This is a genomic window from Paenibacillus sp. FSL H7-0943 (assembly GCF_037963265.1).
GTDB classification, from domain to species: Bacteria; Bacillota; Bacilli; order Paenibacillales; family Paenibacillaceae; genus Paenibacillus_AQ; species Paenibacillus_AQ odorifer.
Map to the genome: position 1 here is coordinate 4,095,622 of NZ_CP150148.1, position 17,889 is coordinate 4,113,510.

Annotated in this window: 17 protein-coding genes; 5 read left to right on the forward strand and 12 right to left on the reverse strand. The window is 43.6% G+C overall.

The genetic code is table 11. The features are described from left to right. Window positions 1–18 precede the first annotated feature (18 nt). Together NSQ55_RS17835 and NSQ55_RS17840 are read right to left on the reverse strand one after the other, a co-directional pair. Complete coding sequence (locus NSQ55_RS17835) at window positions 19–873, reverse strand: AraC family transcriptional regulator (RefSeq protein WP_076301593.1); 855 nt, start codon at window positions 871–873, stop codon at window positions 19–21. Window positions 874–1,056: 183 nt separating this feature from the next. Further along, window positions 1,057–3,168 (reverse strand): glycoside hydrolase family 52 protein, encoded by a 2,112-nt coding sequence (locus NSQ55_RS17840; RefSeq protein ID WP_076301781.1) that lies wholly within the window; start codon window positions 3,166–3,168, stop codon window positions 1,057–1,059. Between the two features lie 173 nt (window positions 3,169–3,341). Between NSQ55_RS17840 and NSQ55_RS17845 the strand changes: the two genes are divergently transcribed. Further along, window positions 3,342–4,256, forward strand: a complete 915-nt coding sequence (locus tag NSQ55_RS17845) for a helix-turn-helix domain-containing protein (protein WP_076129835.1) — start codon at window positions 3,342–3,344, stop codon at window positions 4,254–4,256. Window positions 4,257–4,334: 78 nt separating this feature from the next. Here NSQ55_RS17845 and NSQ55_RS17850 read toward each other — a convergent pair whose 3' ends face one another. From NSQ55_RS17850 to NSQ55_RS17870, 5 genes are all read right to left on the reverse strand, one after another. Next, window positions 4,335–5,171 carry a carbohydrate ABC transporter permease gene (locus NSQ55_RS17850; protein WP_179089370.1) on the reverse strand — a complete coding sequence of 279 codons (837 nt, stop codon included), beginning with the start codon at window positions 5,169–5,171 and terminating at the stop codon, window positions 4,335–4,337. Between the two features lies 1 nt (window position 5,172). Beyond that, window positions 5,173–6,111, reverse strand: a complete 939-nt coding sequence (locus NSQ55_RS17855) for a sugar ABC transporter permease (RefSeq protein WP_076129834.1) — start codon at window positions 6,109–6,111, stop codon at window positions 5,173–5,175. An 84-nt stretch (window positions 6,112–6,195) separates the two neighbouring features. Beyond that, window positions 6,196–7,545: an extracellular solute-binding protein gene (locus NSQ55_RS17860; protein WP_076190970.1), complete on the reverse strand. Its 1,350-nt coding sequence runs from the start codon at window positions 7,543–7,545 to the stop codon at window positions 6,196–6,198. A 202-nt stretch (window positions 7,546–7,747) separates the two neighbouring features. Then, a complete protein-coding gene (locus NSQ55_RS17865; protein ID WP_076182507.1) occupies window positions 7,748–9,529 on the reverse strand; it encodes a sensor histidine kinase in 1,782 nt (593 codons plus the stop codon). Between the two features lie 32 nt (window positions 9,530–9,561). Next, window positions 9,562–11,163 (reverse strand): response regulator, encoded by a 1,602-nt coding sequence (locus NSQ55_RS17870; RefSeq protein ID WP_339168354.1) that lies wholly within the window; start codon window positions 11,161–11,163, stop codon window positions 9,562–9,564. A 279-nt stretch (window positions 11,164–11,442) separates the two neighbouring features. On the opposite strand from NSQ55_RS17870, the gene NSQ55_RS17875 reads away from it, so the two are divergent. The 3 genes from NSQ55_RS17875 (at window position 11,443) to NSQ55_RS17885 (ending at window position 14,131) form a co-directional block, all read left to right on the forward strand. Next, the gene (locus NSQ55_RS17875; RefSeq protein ID WP_076182515.1) at window positions 11,443–11,925 is read left to right on the forward strand and encodes a MarR family transcriptional regulator; all 483 of its coding nucleotides are present in this window, start codon (window positions 11,443–11,445) and stop codon (window positions 11,923–11,925) included. A 156-nt stretch (window positions 11,926–12,081) separates the two neighbouring features. Beyond that, window positions 12,082–13,317: an MFS transporter gene (locus tag NSQ55_RS17880; protein WP_339168356.1), complete on the forward strand. Its 1,236-nt coding sequence runs from the start codon at window positions 12,082–12,084 to the stop codon at window positions 13,315–13,317. Between the two features lie 61 nt (window positions 13,318–13,378). Further along, window positions 13,379–14,131 carry a YdcF family protein gene (locus tag NSQ55_RS17885; protein WP_076129828.1) on the forward strand — a complete coding sequence of 251 codons (753 nt, stop codon included), beginning with the start codon at window positions 13,379–13,381 and terminating at the stop codon, window positions 14,129–14,131. Here NSQ55_RS17885 and ybaK read toward each other — a convergent pair. The 5 genes from ybaK to NSQ55_RS17910 all read right to left on the reverse strand — a co-directional run bounded on the left by ybaK (window position 14,120) and on the right by NSQ55_RS17910 (window position 16,989). Further along, window positions 14,120–14,593, reverse strand: a complete 474-nt coding sequence (gene ybaK / locus NSQ55_RS17890; protein ID WP_339168358.1) for a Cys-tRNA(Pro) deacylase — start codon at window positions 14,591–14,593, stop codon at window positions 14,120–14,122. The genes NSQ55_RS17885 and ybaK overlap by 12 nt on opposite strands. A 100-nt stretch (window positions 14,594–14,693) precedes the next feature. Continuing rightward, entirely contained in the window at window positions 14,694–14,945 is a 252-nt protein-coding gene (locus NSQ55_RS17895; RefSeq protein ID WP_036688306.1) for a YolD-like family protein, read from the reverse strand. 85 nt (window positions 14,946–15,030) lie between these two features. After that, complete coding sequence (locus NSQ55_RS17900) at window positions 15,031–15,849, reverse strand: radical SAM protein (protein WP_339168361.1); 819 nt, start codon at window positions 15,847–15,849, stop codon at window positions 15,031–15,033. Next, on the reverse strand, window positions 15,846–16,379 hold the full coding sequence (locus NSQ55_RS17905; protein WP_248548816.1) for a methylated-DNA--[protein]-cysteine S-methyltransferase: 534 nt from the start codon (window positions 16,377–16,379) through the stop codon (window positions 15,846–15,848). The genes NSQ55_RS17900 and NSQ55_RS17905 overlap by 4 nt, the downstream gene beginning before the upstream one ends. After that, a complete protein-coding gene (locus NSQ55_RS17910) occupies window positions 16,369–16,989 on the reverse strand; it encodes a bifunctional transcriptional activator/DNA repair enzyme AdaA (RefSeq protein WP_076217828.1) in 621 nt (206 codons plus the stop codon). Before NSQ55_RS17910 ends, NSQ55_RS17905 begins: the two co-directional genes overlap by 11 nt. 213 nt (window positions 16,990–17,202) lie before the next feature. On the opposite strand from NSQ55_RS17910, the gene NSQ55_RS17915 reads away from it, so the two are divergent. Continuing rightward, window positions 17,203–17,745 carry a MerR family transcriptional regulator gene (locus NSQ55_RS17915; protein ID WP_280753091.1) on the forward strand — a complete coding sequence of 181 codons (543 nt, stop codon included), beginning with the start codon at window positions 17,203–17,205 and terminating at the stop codon, window positions 17,743–17,745. Window positions 17,746–17,889: the final 144 nt, after the last annotated feature.

A 17,889-nucleotide genomic window follows, 5' to 3' on the forward strand; every position in this document is an offset into this window, starting at 1 on the left:
TCATTTACAAGAATAAAATTAATAAACCATATGATTAGGCTTGGAGGCGCTTTGATTCGCATACAGCTTTGGGGTTAGGCCGGTTTCTCGTTTGAACAATCTAGTAAAATGTCCTTGATCGGCGAAACCCACCTGAGACGCAATTTCCTTCAACCCAATTTTCCCGGAACGAATAAGAAATTTAGAACGTTCGATTCGCAGCCGGATTAAATAGTTATGGGGGGTATATCCTGTCTGTTGTTTAAAAATCCGAATAAAATGTGATTGGCTCATATTAGCCATGGTTGCGAGATCAGTCAGTTGAATCTCATCTTCCAACCGCTCACGCATAAATTGAATGACCTGAAATATCTCTTGGTTGGCGGGCGTTTTACTGTTTGAGTGCAGGGGGATCACAGAAGAATAGTGTTGTAACAAATGAATAATTAACATATTCGATAAAGAGTCACTGTATATTTTCCCTTTGGCACCGCCATTCTGCAATTCCTCCAGCATCCAAAGCCCTAATTGCAGCAGCTTGGAATCCTTGACATGAAATTTGCGGTCCAATTGGATATGTCCTTCCTTCAGATAACCTGATTCACGAGCAATCTCTTCGATGACCGCTGGTGTAATTTCAATTTTCAAAAAATAGAGCGAGGTTCTGCCCCAAGGACAAAGAAGGCTCTCATTACAAGGGATAATATGAATGGTGTAATAGTTTTCGTAGTAGGTTGTGCAGTGAATCCCAATTAAATATTTTGACTCCGAGGATGGGGTGAAAGCTTGCTGCGGGCTATACCATTGTGAAACCTGAAGCTTATCCCAACCATAAGTATCGCTTGCAAGAACAGGCTGGGTAGTGGTAAAGGACGATTCTTCCATTTCTCTCATATTTCATCCCCCTTTTCCCCTCAATATAACAAGCCTATATACGCTCCGCGTCAATGAGCTGTAAAAGCTATATTAATTTCCTCTCAGCTTCGATAGGTGATACTTCGAAACAGCAAAAAAGAGGGGTAGCCCCCTCTTAGTATTTTTGCATATTCCGTTTCTACTTATTGAAACTATCTACTCTTATTTCTCATCCAACCACAAAATCGCTGTAACGCCACGCGGATAATATTTACTGCCCGTGATCTCACCGGAAATAATCTGATCGCTCCAGCTCCAGATGGAAAGCTCCGGATGGGTGAGCCAAGCTACGTGGGCACGATCCGCTGCCGCTCCCCGTTCCTCCCATTCCAGTCCCAGAATGCTGCGGGCGATGAATTGGGAGAGATAGATTTTACTGAGCCAGCTATTATTGCTGGTTGAAGAGATTTTCCAGCCTCCGTCTTCGAATAAGCATACTCCCGGCTGTAACACCGCATGCAGATGCTTGTCGAGTGCGCCAATATAGGCGGCGAACCGTCCATTACGATCAAGAGCTTCTTTGCAGCCTGTAAAGTAAGGGAAGACAAGGCCTTCGATAGCCGGAATGATCTTGGAGTCATTGCCTTCTCCAATGACAGCCGGAATATACCCGTCTGCTGTAACACTTGCCACCATTGTTGCGGCGCATTTTTCAGCCTGATCCCCTGCTGTTTTGGACTGTTCCGCACGCCCATGCTCTGCAAATATTTTCTCCATAGCCAAGTAAGCAGCCCAGCATTTTCCTGCCAGATAAATATTGTTACGAGCCTGACCTAAAGACACATCCAGACTGTCATACGTAGTAATTTCTGCTCCGCCCATCGTACGTGAGCTATCAAGCCCCATGACACCATTTCTTTGTTCAGGATCTGGATGATCGCGATTTACCATGCTATCCAGGCATTTCTCCATAATACTCAGATTACGTTCCATCCAGCCGCGGTCGCCTGTATGCTCTACATAAGTTGCTGCACTCAGCACCCAGTTAACCAATTGTTCATGTGTCATATGTGAGAAACAACCATCAATGCCATAGACCTCATAAGCAGAATATCCCGGACGTGAAACTACGTTGGCTACACCCATATCATGTGTGAAGCTAATTCCACCTGGATACTCTGTATCATTACCCGGGAAACGCACCGTATCTTCGTAGCTGAATCTTTCCACGAACATATCTAGTTCATTACGTACAGTCCAAGGATTCAAACGCAGCTCATAAAATAACTGATCGACGGTAAGATCAAAGGTATTCATCATCCGGTATTCGCCTTCGTTGACGATCCAAAATGGCTTATTCTTGTAGTCCAGCAATTGCGTGGAGCCATAATAACTACGAATCGCATGCGCTAACATAAAGGTTTGATCTGCGGATAGGTCATCATGAGTAAATCTATCGTTAGCTTGCTCCGCTTCTTGCTTAAGGATATCAAATCTAGCTAATGCATATTCAGCCACTGCCTCTATATTGTTGAAATAATGATTGTAGTAATAAGAAGCATCAATTCCTGAGGTGACATAACCTGAACGGTGAAAACAAATAGCAAAGCGGTAAGTTTCTTTTACTCCGGCTGGAACATCCATGATCAAAGCGCCGACTCGTCCCAGTCCAAAGGTCCAATTCTCCTGCAGCTCCTCCGTTAGGATATCCTCCATGGTGAAATGGAGTGCGGACTTTGCAGTTCCTTTTTCCGCAGCAATCGCAATAAATCTTCCTTGGCCAACGCCTGTAATCTCCGATGATACATCATCCAGTCTTCTCATTCCGCTATACACATCTGTTCCCTGAAAACCAAAGAATGCACGGCGCGAGGTGGCGGATGAGGTATTGTCCACTTCGAGTTCAACCAGCACTGCAGGCAGCAGCACATCCTTCATTTCTTCTATAGAAGCAGTTTCTGGATCCGGTACAGAACGAACGGGGGACAGAATCCGGAAGGTCAAATCACCCGCACTCCAGCTGTCTGTGGCTATATGAAAATCTCTAGAAATCTCACGCTCTTGAAAAGGGAACAGAATATTCTCCTTGTCAGGATTAGGATCCGGATTCTCAATATCATAACGTTTACTTTCGTCCTCTCCCCCGATTTCATGAAATGGCAGTGTATCATATCCCTTTCCGTCAGCACGTTCTAATCCTATGAATATATTTTGTCTAGGTGGTTTTCCAATCTCCAGATCAAAACCTCCACTAGCTCCTTTGAATCCTAAAGTGAAACTCGCAAATGCACCAATCGGTGAATGATGGGCATTAAAAAATTGATTATGCGCCATAAATAATAACACTCCTTCCAGCATGGTCCCGGATACCTCCGGGCTATATCTCCATGTTATCGATCTTTCCGGAAGTACAACAGGGTTAAAGCCTTCTTTTATTTGGGCAAATCAAACATCGATAAAAACCTATGTTATAATGAAGCCAAACTTTACAGTAAAAGAGGATTGAAATGATCTCGAATGATCCCGCTTTTCATAATTCTATTGATGGCCAGATGTCTCCAGATATCCAAGCGGCTTTCCATATCTTCGCCGCGCATTGGAGAAAAGTAAATCCGGATTGGCAATATCCCGTACACACTCATCCTATGTTTGAGATTAACGTTGTACTGCAGGGTGAGCAACATATGACGGTCGGCAATAAATCTTTTATCCAGCAAAGCGGTGATATTTTGTTCATTCGTCCCGGTGTAGAACATAGCAGCCTCGGTTCGAATGCTAGTCGTGACATGACTTATTACTGCCTGCATTTTGATATTGATGATCTGATTTTACGGCGAGCTTTGCTAACAGCAGACGCTGTTAGTCTAAGTGGGAATACCCCGGAGCTGCGAGCCATTCGTTCCGCTCTAGATGTCATCATAAATTCTTCCATCCTGTCAGAGTCAAAGGACACACACAGAAATCGCCTGATTACATTGCATGCTTCGCTGCAACTTCTAACCGCGCTCAGCGGCTGGGTACTTTCGGAGATGCCCCTCCTGGCAGATACAGAAGCTACGGAAAATACCGTCGCCTTAGCTAACGCCATCGAAGGATTGCTGCAAGGATCTGTCTCCTCCGCTGCAAGCACAGGCGAAAGAGGCGGCGGTATTGAGCACATTGCGGCAAAACTCGGATACAGTACAACTCACTGCAATCGTGTTTTCCACCAAATTTATGGCATGTCGCCAAGACAATATTTATCCCGCTTGATCATTCGTCACGCCAAACTGCTGCTAATGGATAATAGTCTATCTGTCGAATCGGTTGCCCACCGGCTAGGATACCGGGATGTGTCCCATTTCAGCAAGCAATTCAAACGCTGGACAGGTCTCCCGCCAATGGGCTACCGCCGTTTAACCGCGAATCCAAATACACTTTAGTGATTGTTTTCCATACAAAAAAAAGGGATGTACCCCGCAGCCCACAAAGTGGTCACAGGATATATCCCTTTTTATGAATTAACCCTTCGTTGCACCAGACGCAATCCCCTTAACAAAATACTTCTGCAAGGCGATAAACACAATCAGCACAGGCACAACCGACATTGCTGTTCCTGCAAAAATCATATCCCAACGTGAGGAGAATTCTCCGATATAACGGTAAATTTCCACGACCATAGTTTTAGCCTTTCCTGAAGGCAATACCAGCATCGGCATCAGGAAATCATTCCAGATTCCAAGTCCGTTTAAGACCACCATACTGGCTGTGACGGGTCCTAGCAGCGGGAAAACAATTTTCCAAAATATCGCATAACGAGAACATCCGTCGATCTCTGCCGCTTCTTCAATTTCTCTAGGAATGCCTTTGACAAAGCTTGTATACAGCAGGCACCCAAAGCCCACCGCACCGGCTACATAAATTAGAATTGGACCGGCAAGGCTGCCGTATAACCCCAGCATTCTAAGCTCTTTAAACAGAGGAATCATATACGCCTGAAAAGGGATCATCATTCCTGCTAAAAAGTAAACGAACATGAACCGAGTCCATCTGGCATTTCTGCGTTCAATTGCGTAGCCCGCCATCGGAATAATTAAGACCTGTGCCGCAATAGAAACTGCTGTCAAAATCAGACTATTCAGAATAGCCCGTGGAAACTCTGTTTCGGTTAACAGATATTTAAAGCTGTCCAGATAAAGGGTTTTCGGAAAAGCAATGGCATCCTTCATAATCTCTGCATTACTCTTGAAGGCTGACATCAAATTAAAGAAAATAGGAAAGAAAAAGATAATAGCCACTAATAATGTAACAATGAAAAGTGCGATTTGCCCAACTCTTTTGCGTGTCTGCATCGTCATCTTAGAGCTGCACCTCCCGCTTCTGGAGAACCTTCACTTGGAAGACTGTAATGATAAGTATGATTAAGAACAAGACCATCGCCAGCGCAGTACCAAAACCTTGTCTTAATTCACCAAACCCAACCTTATAAATAATATAAGTTAATGTCTCCGTCTCAAAGCCCGGACCACCATCAGTCATGACGGCAATCTGATCAAAAATCTTCAAGGCGCTGATCATCGATAATACCATACATACAGTCATTGACCCCGCAAGCAGCGGAAAGGTAATATGCCGGAACTGTTGCCAGCCCCCTGCTCCATCAATACTAGCCGCCTCATTCAATTCCTGCGGAATACCTTGCAATCCAGCGAGATAAATGATCATATAATACCCCGCGCCTTTCCAAACGGTAGACAAAATAATCGACAGCATCGCATATTTAGGATTGCCCAACCAATCCACAATCCAGGTTCCAAGCCCAACAGACTCTAGAATCTGATTAAATACACCAAAGTTGTAATTCAGGATCATCGCCCAGACGAAACCCATTACGATTCCACTAAGCAACGTAGGGAAATAAAATACACTTCTGAATAAATTCCGGAACCAGCGTACCTTATCGACCATCATTGCCATTGCAATTGCTGCAATATTCTCTAGAACAACAAGTGAAATGGTCATGATCATCGTATTTTTCAGTGCGTTATGCACCCTTGGACTATTCCAAATTTCCACAAAGTTAGCGAAGCCGATATACCTTACGTTGTCGCTAATGCCATCCCATGAGGTGAAGCTTAAATAGACACTGCCTACCGTAGGGACGATAACGAACAAGGTGTACAAAATAAATGATGGTAATATGAACAGCAGAGCGTAGGACTGCCATTTTTTCTTTTTCTTTTTGTGCTGCACAGTGCCTATCAATGACTTGTCAGCATTTACTGCGGATGTAGCCATGGCTACTCTCCCTCCCTTAAAAGACCGCGCTTGTTAAAAAGAGAACCTCTGCAGCAGCAGAGGTTGCTCGATCAGGCGCTGCTCTTACATCTGATTAGCTTTCACTTGGTTGTCATACTCTGTATCCGCATCTTTCATGTACTTCGCTACATCTCCATCTTTTACCACGAGATCCTGCAACAGCTTGTAGTACCAGTTACGGAATTGTGGAGGGATTAGATTGTCTCCCCACCAGTTATTGATCGCCAACGATTTCACTACATTCGGGTCAGCAATAAGATCCAAAGCCACCTGCATTTGTTCACTTGTGTCATAGGTTACTTTCTCTTTTGTTGAAGGAATCGCATTTATCGTTGCTAAATAGTTCGAATACTGTTCTGGGGCGAAGAAGAAACGGATAAAGTCTTTGATGGCTTCTGTTTTGTCTGCATCCTTAGCGGCTTCAGCCGATAAAGACCAGCCTGCAGGTGACGGAAGACCTATGACATTGATTTTCCCTTCACGGTCAGGAAGAGCATAGAAGCCAAATTCAAAGTTCGGGTCTGCTTCAGCGATTTGTGTAAACATCCACGTACCGGAGTACAATTGTGCTGCTTTGCCAGAAACAAGAATCGAAGCGGTCTGATTGTCGCCCGTGCTGAGCCAACCTTTATCTACATAATTCTTGAACAATTCTTTGAAGTCCGTTATGCCTTGAACTACATTAGCATCCGTGAAGCTGACCGTTTTAGCGGTACGTTTGGAGTTCCAATCTGCATCTTTCGAGTAGACCTCATCAATCAGGAATTTGTTAACCCAAAAGCCCATATGGAAAATATCTTTTCCGCCTACTACAATCGGAGTAATGCCTGATGTTTTCAATTTTTCTTGGATGGCGATGAATTCGTCATAGGTTTTTGGAAGCTCGGTGATCCCTGCATCCGCATATGCTTTTTTGCTGTAGATAATCCCTTGGGGAGCGTTCACTTGCAGCGGTGCGTTCCACACCTTACCATCCACTTGTGGAGGGGCTTCGAACAAATCTAGCAGATCGGAAGGCAGCTCTACAATCTTACCCGCATCGGCAAAAACTTCTGTATCCCGCATTTCCACCAGGTCCGGGAATTCACCCACAGCATCCTTGGTTTTCAGCCAGTCAAGATAGGCAGCGGATGAAGTTTCGCTCAAATCTTTAATAGTGACATTCGGATTAGCTGCAGTAAACTTTTTGACCGTATCTGAGATAGCTTTTTTGGTGGCCGGATCTCCGGAGGCGTAACCTATCGTAAAGCTAACCTCTTTTTTGGTCTCTTGCGGTGTATTTGAAGGCGTCTCGGATGCTGGCGTATTAGTTGCCTTACTTCCTGCATTATTATTATTTCCACCGCAAGCAGTCAAAACTGTTGTTGTGGCAAGTAACAATACGGATAGTTTCATCATTGTTTTTTTGTACATATCATAATAGCCTCCCCTTTTAGTGAACAGTGGAAACTGAAGCAAGATGTGCGCATCATCTCTCGAAAGCGTTTCCGTTGCTAATAGAATAGCATTCCTTATAAATAGTTAGAATGAACTTTTTTAAGCGGGATATGCGGTGAATTTAAGAATAAGTAAAAAAAGAACGAAAGACCGCAGTCTTCCGTTCATCGTCTATCCTTTACGCATTCTCCGAATCCGAGATTTTATACGGATCCTCTACAATCGGAAGCAACAATAGAATTGATGTCCCAATATGCTCACGGCTGCTGATAGATACCCCGTATTCTGCACCGTACACTGTACGAATTCGTTCATGTACATTTTTTAGTCCAACATTTTTGCTAGGCGAACTAGGCTCTTCCAAGGTTTCAGCCAACTGCTGTACCTTTTCCTTGCTCATACCGATTCCATCATCATAGATCGTAACCAACAGCATTTCATCTTTCTTTTCGATCGTCAATCCAACTGTCCCTCTGCCTTGACTGCGTAAGCCATGCTGGATAGCATTTTCAACTATCGGCTGAAGTGACAATTTCAGAATGTACCAGTTCAGATCCACTTCGGGTGAGAGATCGACTACAAGCTCAAATTTATTCTCATACCGCACAGAGATAATATAGAAATAATCCCGTAGATGCTCCAGCTCCTGTCGTATGCTTACCCTGTCCTCTCCATAGTCGATTACATATTTCAACTGGTTAGAGAGTGATAAAATCATATCTGCGACCTCATCATTATCTTTATCCACCGCATTCATTCGAATGACTTCCAGGGTGTTGTATAAATAATGCGGACGAATCTGACTCTTCAGAGCATTTAACTCCGTTTGCTTCTGCTTGATCTGGGCAACGTAAGCTTCATCGATATAGGCTTGTAAACGCTCGACCATTCGGTTAAAACCATGGCTAAGTCTACCCATTTCATCATTGCTGTTCACGACCATCTGGGTATCCAAATTACCGGATTCTACGATAGCCATTTGCTTAATTAAGTTCCGAATCGGAGCAGCCAGCCGCCTAGAGAACCAGACGCCCATGATGATCATTGCAATCGCACAAATAAACATCGCTATAAACACCGTCGTACGGGCTGAAAAAAGCTGATCGAATAAATTTGCTCGATGAATTCTGGCAGTCACCGTGCCTTTAAGAAAAGGAATCTCTTCACTGAGAACGATCATCTCCTCGTCCTTTTTAGCCCGAAAAGCCTCTCCATTCGCTGACCTTGTCTCATTCGTGAAATATACATTTCCGTCGCCATCCAGCAGAAATAATTCATCCTGTCCCCCCAGATTTAATTCTCTGAAGAACTGATTAAATAACGAAACATCCACATCCATAAACAAGGTCCCAACTATCTTGGGATCTTTGGTGACACGCCCGGAAATATCAATTAAAGTACGGCCGATGGTGAACACACTGCGCTTTGAACCTGTATAATATTCTTCGGAATGGGTAGGGAAAATTGCCACTTGTGAAGGATTTGGAGCCATTTTAGTTAACCACTCTTGATAAGGCAGCAAATCAAAATTGACCCCTCTGTTTTCTTTTTCCTGATAGTAGAGCTTATCGTCTGACTCCCTATGAAAATAAACACTGGTGATGTAGGAATCACTGTAGAGAACTGTTTTTAGAAAGGTTTCAATAGGAATCGTATTGATCTGCTCCAGCTCATTTACATTATAGGTTTGATTCTGCGAATAACTCTCGATAAAACCTTCATATCGTCCCGTATACATCAGCTTAGAGACCTCATTGTACTGATTAAAGGCTGAATTCAGGTTATAGCTCATATATAGCACCATTTGCTGCAAATTGCTTGTTGTGTAACGCTCGACATATCCGGAAAACGTCTGCACAGAAATGTAGCTAAGTGCAAAAAGCGGAATTAGGCCGACTAATAAAAAGGAAGCGGAGAATTTAACAAATATACTTTTGGATCTTCGGCCCCAGATAAACATGAATGAAGGCATCCCCTTTGCTATCCATCTGACTATTGGCTTTTGAAGGATTGCTTATATTCTTGTGGCAGCTTGCCATATTTCTTCTTAAACATATCGCTAAAATGCCGGGCATTGTTGTAGCCTACACTATCGGCAATCTCATAAACCATCATATCGCTTTGCAGCAATAAACGAAGGGCATGATTCATCCTCACCTCAGTGACATAATTCTTAAAGTTCTGTCCGGTATGTTTTTTGAAAAAGCTGCTGAAATAATAGGAATTCATAAACATCATCCCTGCCATAGATTCCAGTGTAATATTTTCTGGATAATGCTCCTCAATATAAGCCTTCACCTGGGATAGCTGCTTCAGTTCCTTACTGCCCATGCGACTGCCAATTTGCCCGGACATTTTGCTCAAAAGCACACGGAAATCTTCCTCCACCTCTTGGAAGGTAGAATAATTAGCCAATCGTTCAAGAATCGGATTTGTATCCTGAAGTGATGGACCTGCCTCCACACCGAATTGAATAAGCTCTTGTTCAAGCTGCAAGAATGTATTGTATACGGTAGAAACGGCTTGGTTTCTATTCCCGCCTGCCGTCTGCCGGATCGTCTGAAATAATCGCAGGCACTCCTGCTCAATTTGTTCTTTGTGTTGTAATTTCATGGCAATCCCAAGGGCGGACTGGATTTCATGCAGCGGAGCTTGAATCAATGATTCACTCTCATACCTGCTCTCTTTAACAGGAATCACACGATTAGGCCCTGTAAAATATTTATAATTTAGCGCTTTCAAAGCTTGGCGATAAGATTCATCAGCATCATCCATACCGTCAACAGGATTGCCTACCCCAAGAGTCACCTTTAATTTCAGAAAACTTGTAATTTTGTCATGGAGGTCTAAGGCAATTCCCGCTGGTTCCTCAGCATATTCATGCTGGAGCAGGATACAAAAACGTTCCCCTTTACGGAACATATAGCTATTATCGCTTTGCTCCACGGTTTCTTTAATAATGTTAGACAGTGCAAAATCAATTAGCTTACGTTCGCGTTCTTCCCATCTGGAAGGCTGCCCCGACGACTCGTCCGTCTCTACCAAACAAATACTGACGTAGCGACTTAGCGCAATAATCCCCATATCAAGTAAGGTGTCTGCTGTTCCCTTATTGCCGTCCGTCAGCTTGTCGAGCAATTCTTCGATCGTTAATCTGCGGTTTCTCTGTTCATAATGGTTCAGCTTCTCTTTGTTGCGCTCGCCTTCTGTTTCTTGACGAATAAGGGAGACGGCTTTGCTCACAACCTGTTCCAGCTGATTTTTGTTCACGGGCTTCACCAAATAATCCAGCGCACCATATTGCAGTGCTTGACGGGCATACGTAAACTCCTGATAAGCGCTTATAAAAATAACCTTCACCGCTCTGCCAGCTTCATGAATTTCGCGGATGATATCAATCCCTGTATATCCTGGCATGCTTATATCACTAATAATCAGATCAGGATCACAATCCTCGATCTGTTGTTTCAGCTCAATTCCATCACTGGCCTCTCCAACAATGGTTAGTCCAAGCTTCTCCCATGAAATCAGTTTTTTTAGGCCTCGCAAAATCACCGGTTCATCATCTGCGAGCAGTACCCGAATACTCTTCACTATGCAGTCCTCCTACCTTAGAGAAATCATCCCACAGCTGTCCAATCATCTTAATCTTATGATAACAGACAAACAATCTTTGGTGCAGCTTCAAGCGGATGAACTTTCTTAAGAAGAAACCGCAGTTTCTTAAGAATATTATATCTACGCTTGTTACTACTCACCTGTTATTTTTATCTAAAGTTCAATGAAACAAACTATCCTCAACTTTAATATTGTTGAAATAGAAACAAAAAATCAATATAATTTGTTAATGTAAGAGCGCTGGGAGGACAGGCCATGAACAAAGAAGATCAGGTCATGATGGGTTTCAGGGACGTATATAACAAGATGGTTTGGCTTAATAAGGATAAGATGGAAGACAGTCTTAAGGGTTATAAACCTTCTGAAGTACATTGCATCGAATACATTGAAAAAAATGCAGATTCCAACGTCACAAAACTTGCAGAGTCCTTTTATATGACTCGCGGTGCCATAAGTAAATTAACTAAGAAGCTCATCCAAAAGGGCCTCATCGAAAGCTACCAAAAATCGGATAACAAAAAAGAAATCTATTTTAGGCTTACTGAGCAAGGGAAAGTAATTTATAAAATCCATGAGGACCTGCACAAAGAGTTCCAAGAGCGGGATAAAGCCGTATTTGAGCAGGTAACTGAGGAGCAATTTGACAGTATGCTTAGCTTCGTAGAAAAGTATAGTAGGCATTTGGATGCAGAAATAAAGAAACAGGGTATAGATTTTAATCCGAATAAATTCGAATAATGAAAATGAAACTCCATGCAGCCGGGCTCTTATGAGAAAGGCTGCATTTTTATGGTCATTATTTTGTTGACACGGAAACAAAACCGTGATAAAAATGGTGATGTACCAGATTTGTTTCCAAGGAATCAAAACATCAACTTTTGAGGAGAGAATTTAATGTTCAAATTCAGATCACATAATGAACAGAACACAGAGCAAACCGTAGATAAACACGCTCTAATCTTCGGTTTGCTCTCTGTGTTTCTGTGCGGAATAGGCTTCAGTATCATCATGCCCGTTGTCCCATTTTTAGTGCAGCCTTATATAAGCAATCCGGGAGAACAGGCAATAGTTGTCACGCTGCTAACCTCTGTTTATGCAGTCTGCGTATTTTTTGCAGCCCCTGCACTTGGAGCTTTGAGTGACAAATACGGGCGTCGTCCATTACTTTTGGTATGCCTTTTGGGTTCCGCGATTGGATACTTAGTTTTTGGGATAGGAGGAGCGTTATGGGTTCTCTTTGTTGGACGTTTAATAGAAGGTATAACCGGCGGAAGCATAGGTACTATCTTCGCCTATTTTGCTGACATCATTCCACCAGAACAGAGAACCAAATACTTTGGCTGGGTGAGTGCGGTTGTTGGTGTAGGCACCGTCATTGGTCCAACGCTAGGCGGTTTACTTGCCAAGTTTGGTTATTCTGTACCTATGTATTTCGGAGCAATAATAACCTTATTAAATGTTGTTTACGGATTCTTTTTTATGCCTGAGAGCCTTGACAAGAACAATAGACTAAAAGAAATTACCTTGGTAAGACTGAATCCATTTACACAGCTTGCAAGCATATTGTCCATAAAAAACTTAAAAAGGCTACTGGTCTCAGCATTCTTACTCTGGATACCCAACGGATCTTTACAGGCTGTTTTTTCACAATTCACAATGGATACTTTCAGCTGGAAGCCTGCACTAATCGGACTGATGTTTTCAATTATGGGCTTCCAAGACATCATTTCACAGGGTTTCATCATGCCTAAGCTTTTGCTGAAATTTAGGGATAAACAGATCGCAATTCTTGGAATGGTTTCGGAGATTATAGGCTACAGCCTTATTGCACTATCTGCTTTGTTCTCATACTATCCGCTTTTTATCGCTGGAATGTTTATATTTGGTTTTGGGGATTCGATCTTTGGGCCTTCATTCAATGGGATGCTTTCCAAGTCTGTCGATTCTAGTGAACAAGGGAGGATTCAAGGCGGTAGCCAATCTATTCAGGCTTTAGCAAGAATGATCGGGCCTGTCATTGGAGGGCAAATATATGTATCACTTGGCCATGCTGCACCCGCTTTTATGGGGATGATCCTGATAGCTGCGGCAATATCCGTTTTGTATAAGGATGCGCATGTAAATATGTAATCTTGCAATCTCATGTTACAATACAACCTGAACTTATATTTTTAGAAGGCGGTTGATACTGTTGATTTACATCATCAAATTTGTATACAGCTTTGTGCTTCCTCCCGGCCTGTTTATCGTGCTTCTGCTAGGTTTAGTCATTTGGTTATGGAAAAAAAACCGCCGGCCAGCACTAGTTCTACTCGGGGTTACACTATTAATGTATTTCTCCATGACACCCTTAGTCAGCGATGCGCTGATCGGCAGTCTAGAACGGAAATATCCGCAGCCGGAAACTTTGCAAGGAGATGTCATCGTCGTACTCGGCGGGGGCGCCAGCTCTGGCACACCGGATATAGACGGCGAGGGCAATTTATACGGATCAGCGGCAAATCGCCTGCTTACTGCTGTTCGCCTCCATCGGCAGACAGGTCTGCCAATCTTATTTTCTGGCGGACAAGTATTCTCCGACAGTGGTAATGAAGCGGATATCGCGCAAAGACAACTACTGGGTCTGGGCATACCCGAAGAGGACATCCTGATCGAAAATCAATCCCTCAACACGGAGCAAAACGCTGTAAATACCGCAGCCATCCTGCAACAAACCGGACTTATAAAACCTATACTAGTTACTTCAGGTTTTCATATGTCCCGAGCGATGTTGCACTTTAAGAATGCAGGGCTAACAGCGCAAGCCTATCCTACGGATTATATCGCCAGCGCTGATATTGCACTGCAGCCCGCCAAGTTCAGTCCATCCCCGGGAGCGATCTCCACAACAGGGTTAGCATTGAAGGAATATTTAGGTCAGCTTGCTGCTCGGCTATTTGATTAGTTCTGTAAATTTCGCATGTACAACCTCAGCGAGTATCTGTGGGGCTACGTCCATTTGCTGGCCAATCTTCCCAGCGCTGACAGCCATCGTGTTCAGCCCTTCTGCACTGCTATCAATGAACGTGGGGTACAGCTTTTTCATTCCAACAGGTGAACAACCACCGCGGATATACCCTGTCCATTTCTGCAGATCCTTCACTGGCAGCATCTCAATTTTTTTCTCTCCGGCGGCTTTGGCCGCCTTTTTGAGATCCAGCTCTTCGGCAACTGGGATAACAAATACATAAAGATTTGCGCCGCTATGAGCGACCAACGTTTTAAAAACCGTCTCTGCCGCCTTTCCAATCTTCTCAGCCACAGCCGTGCCATGGATTAGTCCATCTTCATTGTCATAAGCGAACACTTCATAGCCAACTTTTTTGGCATCCAGCATTCGCATCGCGTTGGTTTTGGTTACTTGCATTGTTGACCTCCCTTTCTATATCCTCTATTCCTTATCTTTATGATCAAAGAGGCCCCAAAGCTATGATAGCTTTCAGGACCTCCTGTTGCTGCCGTGCCCATTAATCTCTGGGATAATTAACCTGCATGATATCCATAAAAGGAACTTTTATGATTTCTTCATGGTTACTAAGGTGTACTTTCCCGGTTCGCGAATCCATTTCCACGATCATGCCGCGTACCTCTTCTTCTTTTCCCCATACAGTCAATAAAATCTCAGAACCTTCTTGCTTAGCTTCAACTAACTGATTACCTAACTCCTCAAGCACAAATTCATCTCTTGTGGGCCGCTTGGCCACCTTTGCTTTTGCCACACTAATCCTCCAATAAGCTATTACGGATATTAAGTATATTAAATACTAAGTATGAATGCTCTCATTTATTATACCATGTTTCAGATTAAGGCTCGAACCCCTTCTGGCTCAAGAATAGCTCCTCTTCGGAAAAAACTTGCTGAAGTCCTTCATACACTCTGCGATATGCTGCAGGATCATACCAATCTTCCAGTTGCAGCTCTTCATATAGGGAATAAATCCCTAATCTCCGTGTGCGTTTGCCGCCGCTGCCGTCGCCCATAAAATAGTCATCCACACAGACTCTATCCACCAAAGCCCTTAAGGTTGCTGGAAAAGTTGGACTGCTTGGCAGTACTGGCGCTATAGTAGCTTGAATGGGGATGCCAGCTTCACGTAGAAGCTGTAACGTCTTCAGTCTTGCAGCAATGGGAGGAGCGCTTGGTGTGAATTTTTGGCGAATATCTTCACAGTCTGTTTCTACAGTTATACTTACACGAACCTTATCCTCTAAACGTAATAATAAATCTATATCTCTGCGAACCAGCGGACTACGCGTCTGCACGAATAGGAAATCGGGCGGATCTTGAACCATAACCTCCAGTAAAGATCTCGTCACCTCTTCCTTGTGCTCTACCGGTTGATAGGGATCTGTGCTTGACGACATAAAAATAGAGACGGGACCTTTCGCCTTCGCTTTGTGCAGTTCTTTTTGTAATATTGCAGCCGCTTCTTGTTTAACATCTACCCACGTCCCCCACTCCTCTTTGCGGAACAGCGAGACAGGCATCTGGCGTACATAACAATAGGAACAGCCATAAGTGCAGCCCGTATATGGATTTAAGGAATGACTGTAGCCTGACAGATAACCTGTTCCTTTATTCAGCAAGGTTTTTGGGGAGGTGTAATTGGACTCTATTTTCATATATCTGCTGTATACTCTCCTCTCTCCAACTGAAGTAGCTTGGTCTTCATATCCAAACCACCCCGGTATCCTGTTAATGTCCCATTCTTACCAATAACCCGGTGGCAGGGCACCGTAATCAGAATCGGATTCGCGCCAATGGCAGTCCCTACCGCGCGCACCGCAGCTGGTTTTTGAATATGTGTGGCAATATCCGAATAGGACCAGGTTTGTCCATATGGAATTTCACATAACGCCTTCCACACCGCAAGCTGAAATGGAGTTCCCTGATAATCAAAAGGAATGCCGAAGCTCTGCCGGTTCCCTTGCAAATATTCACTAAGCTCCCTCACATAAGGCGCCATCTTCTCATCGTCCTGCACCAGTTCACTCCCCGGAAAACGACGTCTAACCCATTCGCTTAATTCCTCAAAGGGTTGCTGCTGCGAACCCACATAACTTAAACCCTTCTCTGTGGCTGCAATATAAAAACTCCAGTCCTTATAGGTTAATAATGTCCAGTATAGAATAGCATTTGTTTTATTCTCCATGATTCGGTCCCTCCAAATTAAAATCAGAAGCCAACGTTACTTTCTGTTTGTTAAGCTGACGAAACTGTGTGGGCGTATACCCTGTTTTTTTCTTATATAAAGTAATAAAATACGATGTATTGGGCAGACCCACGCGCAATGCAATCTCAGCAACTGCCTGCTCTGTAGTAAGCAAATACTCAGATGCCTTAGCGATTCTCTTTTGCTGTATATAATCCACAGGAGTGATTCCTGTTACTTTCTTAAAGGTTCGATGTAAATGATAAGGACTGCCATGACATACCTCAGCTAACGTTTCAAGGGTGAGGGGGGCCATATAATTATGATCAATGTACTCCGTCATCACAGCTACCCATTCCTTATCAGGAAGACGCTCACCTGTCGGTTTACATCTTTTGCAAGGACGAAATCCGGCTGCCAGCGCTTGTTCAGCATTCTGAAAAACACACGCATTCTCCCGATTGGGTGCTTTGGATTTGCAGGAGGGTCGACAAAAAATCCCTGTAGTCTTCACCGCATAAAAAAATATGTCGTTATAAGCAACATCGTTTTGCAAAATAGCCTGCCATTGCTCCTCAGTCATTTGTTCCTCATCTTCAATCCTGTTCATCGCCTTCACCTCTAATGCAATTATACCCCTGAGCAGGCTCATCTGTACTCAATTTGGAATGGAAAAGCAAGATAGTGAAATCCAAAAGGGTGAGATTGCTCGTAATTACACTTTGTTTAGCGAATACGCACTACCTTTGTCAACCGTGCAGGGAGCCGCTGCTGGACAACGAATATTACTCATAACATGACTACGTGAACTGGAGGAATCGAAATGGATATTCTAAAAACAAAAGATGCCGCAGAGCTGCTGTCAGTTAGTCTAACCACAATTAAACGTTGGGCTGCCATGTTCCCTGATTTTTTTCCAAAAGACCGATTTGGCCATTATGTGTTCTCGGAGCAGCAAATCGACCTGCTCAATCATATTAAAGACCGTATTAATCACGGAGAGGCCTTGGAATGTATACAACTCACACTCACGAATGAGCAGCAAATTTCCACATCACAACAGGAAAATCCACTACAGCACACAGATGCTGAGCCTATGAAGGATATCTTGTCTCGCATCAACAATGTTGAACGTGCACTCGATCAAAAAGCCGATGAAGTAGTATTGATCCAACTGCTCCAGCAGCGTGAGGAGCTTGAGGACCTACGAATAATGATCAAGCAAATCGCGGCATCAATAGAACCGTTGCAAGTGTCTAACGGCAAACCGCTCACCTCTTATGAAAATTCCCAGTCCACTGCCTCTACCAGGCTAACGGCTCCGCCAAGAAAACGCGGCCTGTTACGTTCTTTATTTTTCTTTTAAGCCTGAAATGTAAAAAAAGAACCTACTTCAGACAATCGCGAAGTAGATTCATATAAGTAAAACATATTTAGGATCTCCCCCTGTCACCCTAAACGGTGGCGGGGGTTTGCTTTTTCCAAACAAAAAGCTCGATCCTCCGGAACA

What these genes read in the sequence shown, in the direction of transcription:
- NSQ55_RS17860 (WP_076190970.1), bottom strand. Translation starts at nt 7,545, where the DNA reads ATGTACAAAAAAACAATGATGAAACTATCCGTATTGTTACTTGCCACA.
- ybaK (WP_339168358.1), bottom strand. Translation starts at nt 14,593, where the DNA reads ATGCAAGTAACCAAAACCAACGCGATGCGAATGCTGGATGCCAAAAAA.
- NSQ55_RS17835 (WP_076301593.1), bottom strand. Translation starts at nt 873, where the DNA reads ATGAGAGAAATGGAAGAATCGTCCTTTACCACTACCCAGCCTGTTCTT.
- NSQ55_RS17915 (WP_280753091.1), top strand. Translation starts at nt 17,203, where the DNA reads ATGGATATTCTAAAAACAAAAGATGCCGCAGAGCTGCTGTCAGTTAGT.
- NSQ55_RS17880 (WP_339168356.1), top strand. Translation starts at nt 12,082, where the DNA reads ATGTTCAAATTCAGATCACATAATGAACAGAACACAGAGCAAACCGTA.
- NSQ55_RS17855 (WP_076129834.1), bottom strand. Translation starts at nt 6,111, where the DNA reads ATGGCTACATCCGCAGTAAATGCTGACAAGTCATTGATAGGCACTGTG.
- NSQ55_RS17875 (WP_076182515.1), top strand. Translation starts at nt 11,443, where the DNA reads ATGAACAAAGAAGATCAGGTCATGATGGGTTTCAGGGACGTATATAAC.
- NSQ55_RS17845 (WP_076129835.1), top strand. Translation starts at nt 3,342, where the DNA reads ATGATCTCGAATGATCCCGCTTTTCATAATTCTATTGATGGCCAGATG.
- NSQ55_RS17900 (WP_339168361.1), bottom strand. Translation starts at nt 15,849, where the DNA reads ATGAAAATAGAGTCCAATTACACCTCCCCAAAAACCTTGCTGAATAAA.
- NSQ55_RS17840 (WP_076301781.1), bottom strand. Translation starts at nt 3,168, where the DNA reads ATGGCGCATAATCAATTTTTTAATGCCCATCATTCACCGATTGGTGCA.
- NSQ55_RS17850 (WP_179089370.1), bottom strand. Translation starts at nt 5,171, where the DNA reads ATGACGATGCAGACACGCAAAAGAGTTGGGCAAATCGCACTTTTCATT.
- NSQ55_RS17910 (WP_076217828.1), bottom strand. Translation starts at nt 16,989, where the DNA reads ATGAACAGGATTGAAGATGAGGAACAAATGACTGAGGAGCAATGGCAG.
- NSQ55_RS17905 (WP_248548816.1), bottom strand. Translation starts at nt 16,379, where the DNA reads ATGGAGAATAAAACAAATGCTATTCTATACTGGACATTATTAACCTAT.
- NSQ55_RS17865 (WP_076182507.1), bottom strand. Translation starts at nt 9,529, where the DNA reads ATGTTTATCTGGGGCCGAAGATCCAAAAGTATATTTGTTAAATTCTCC.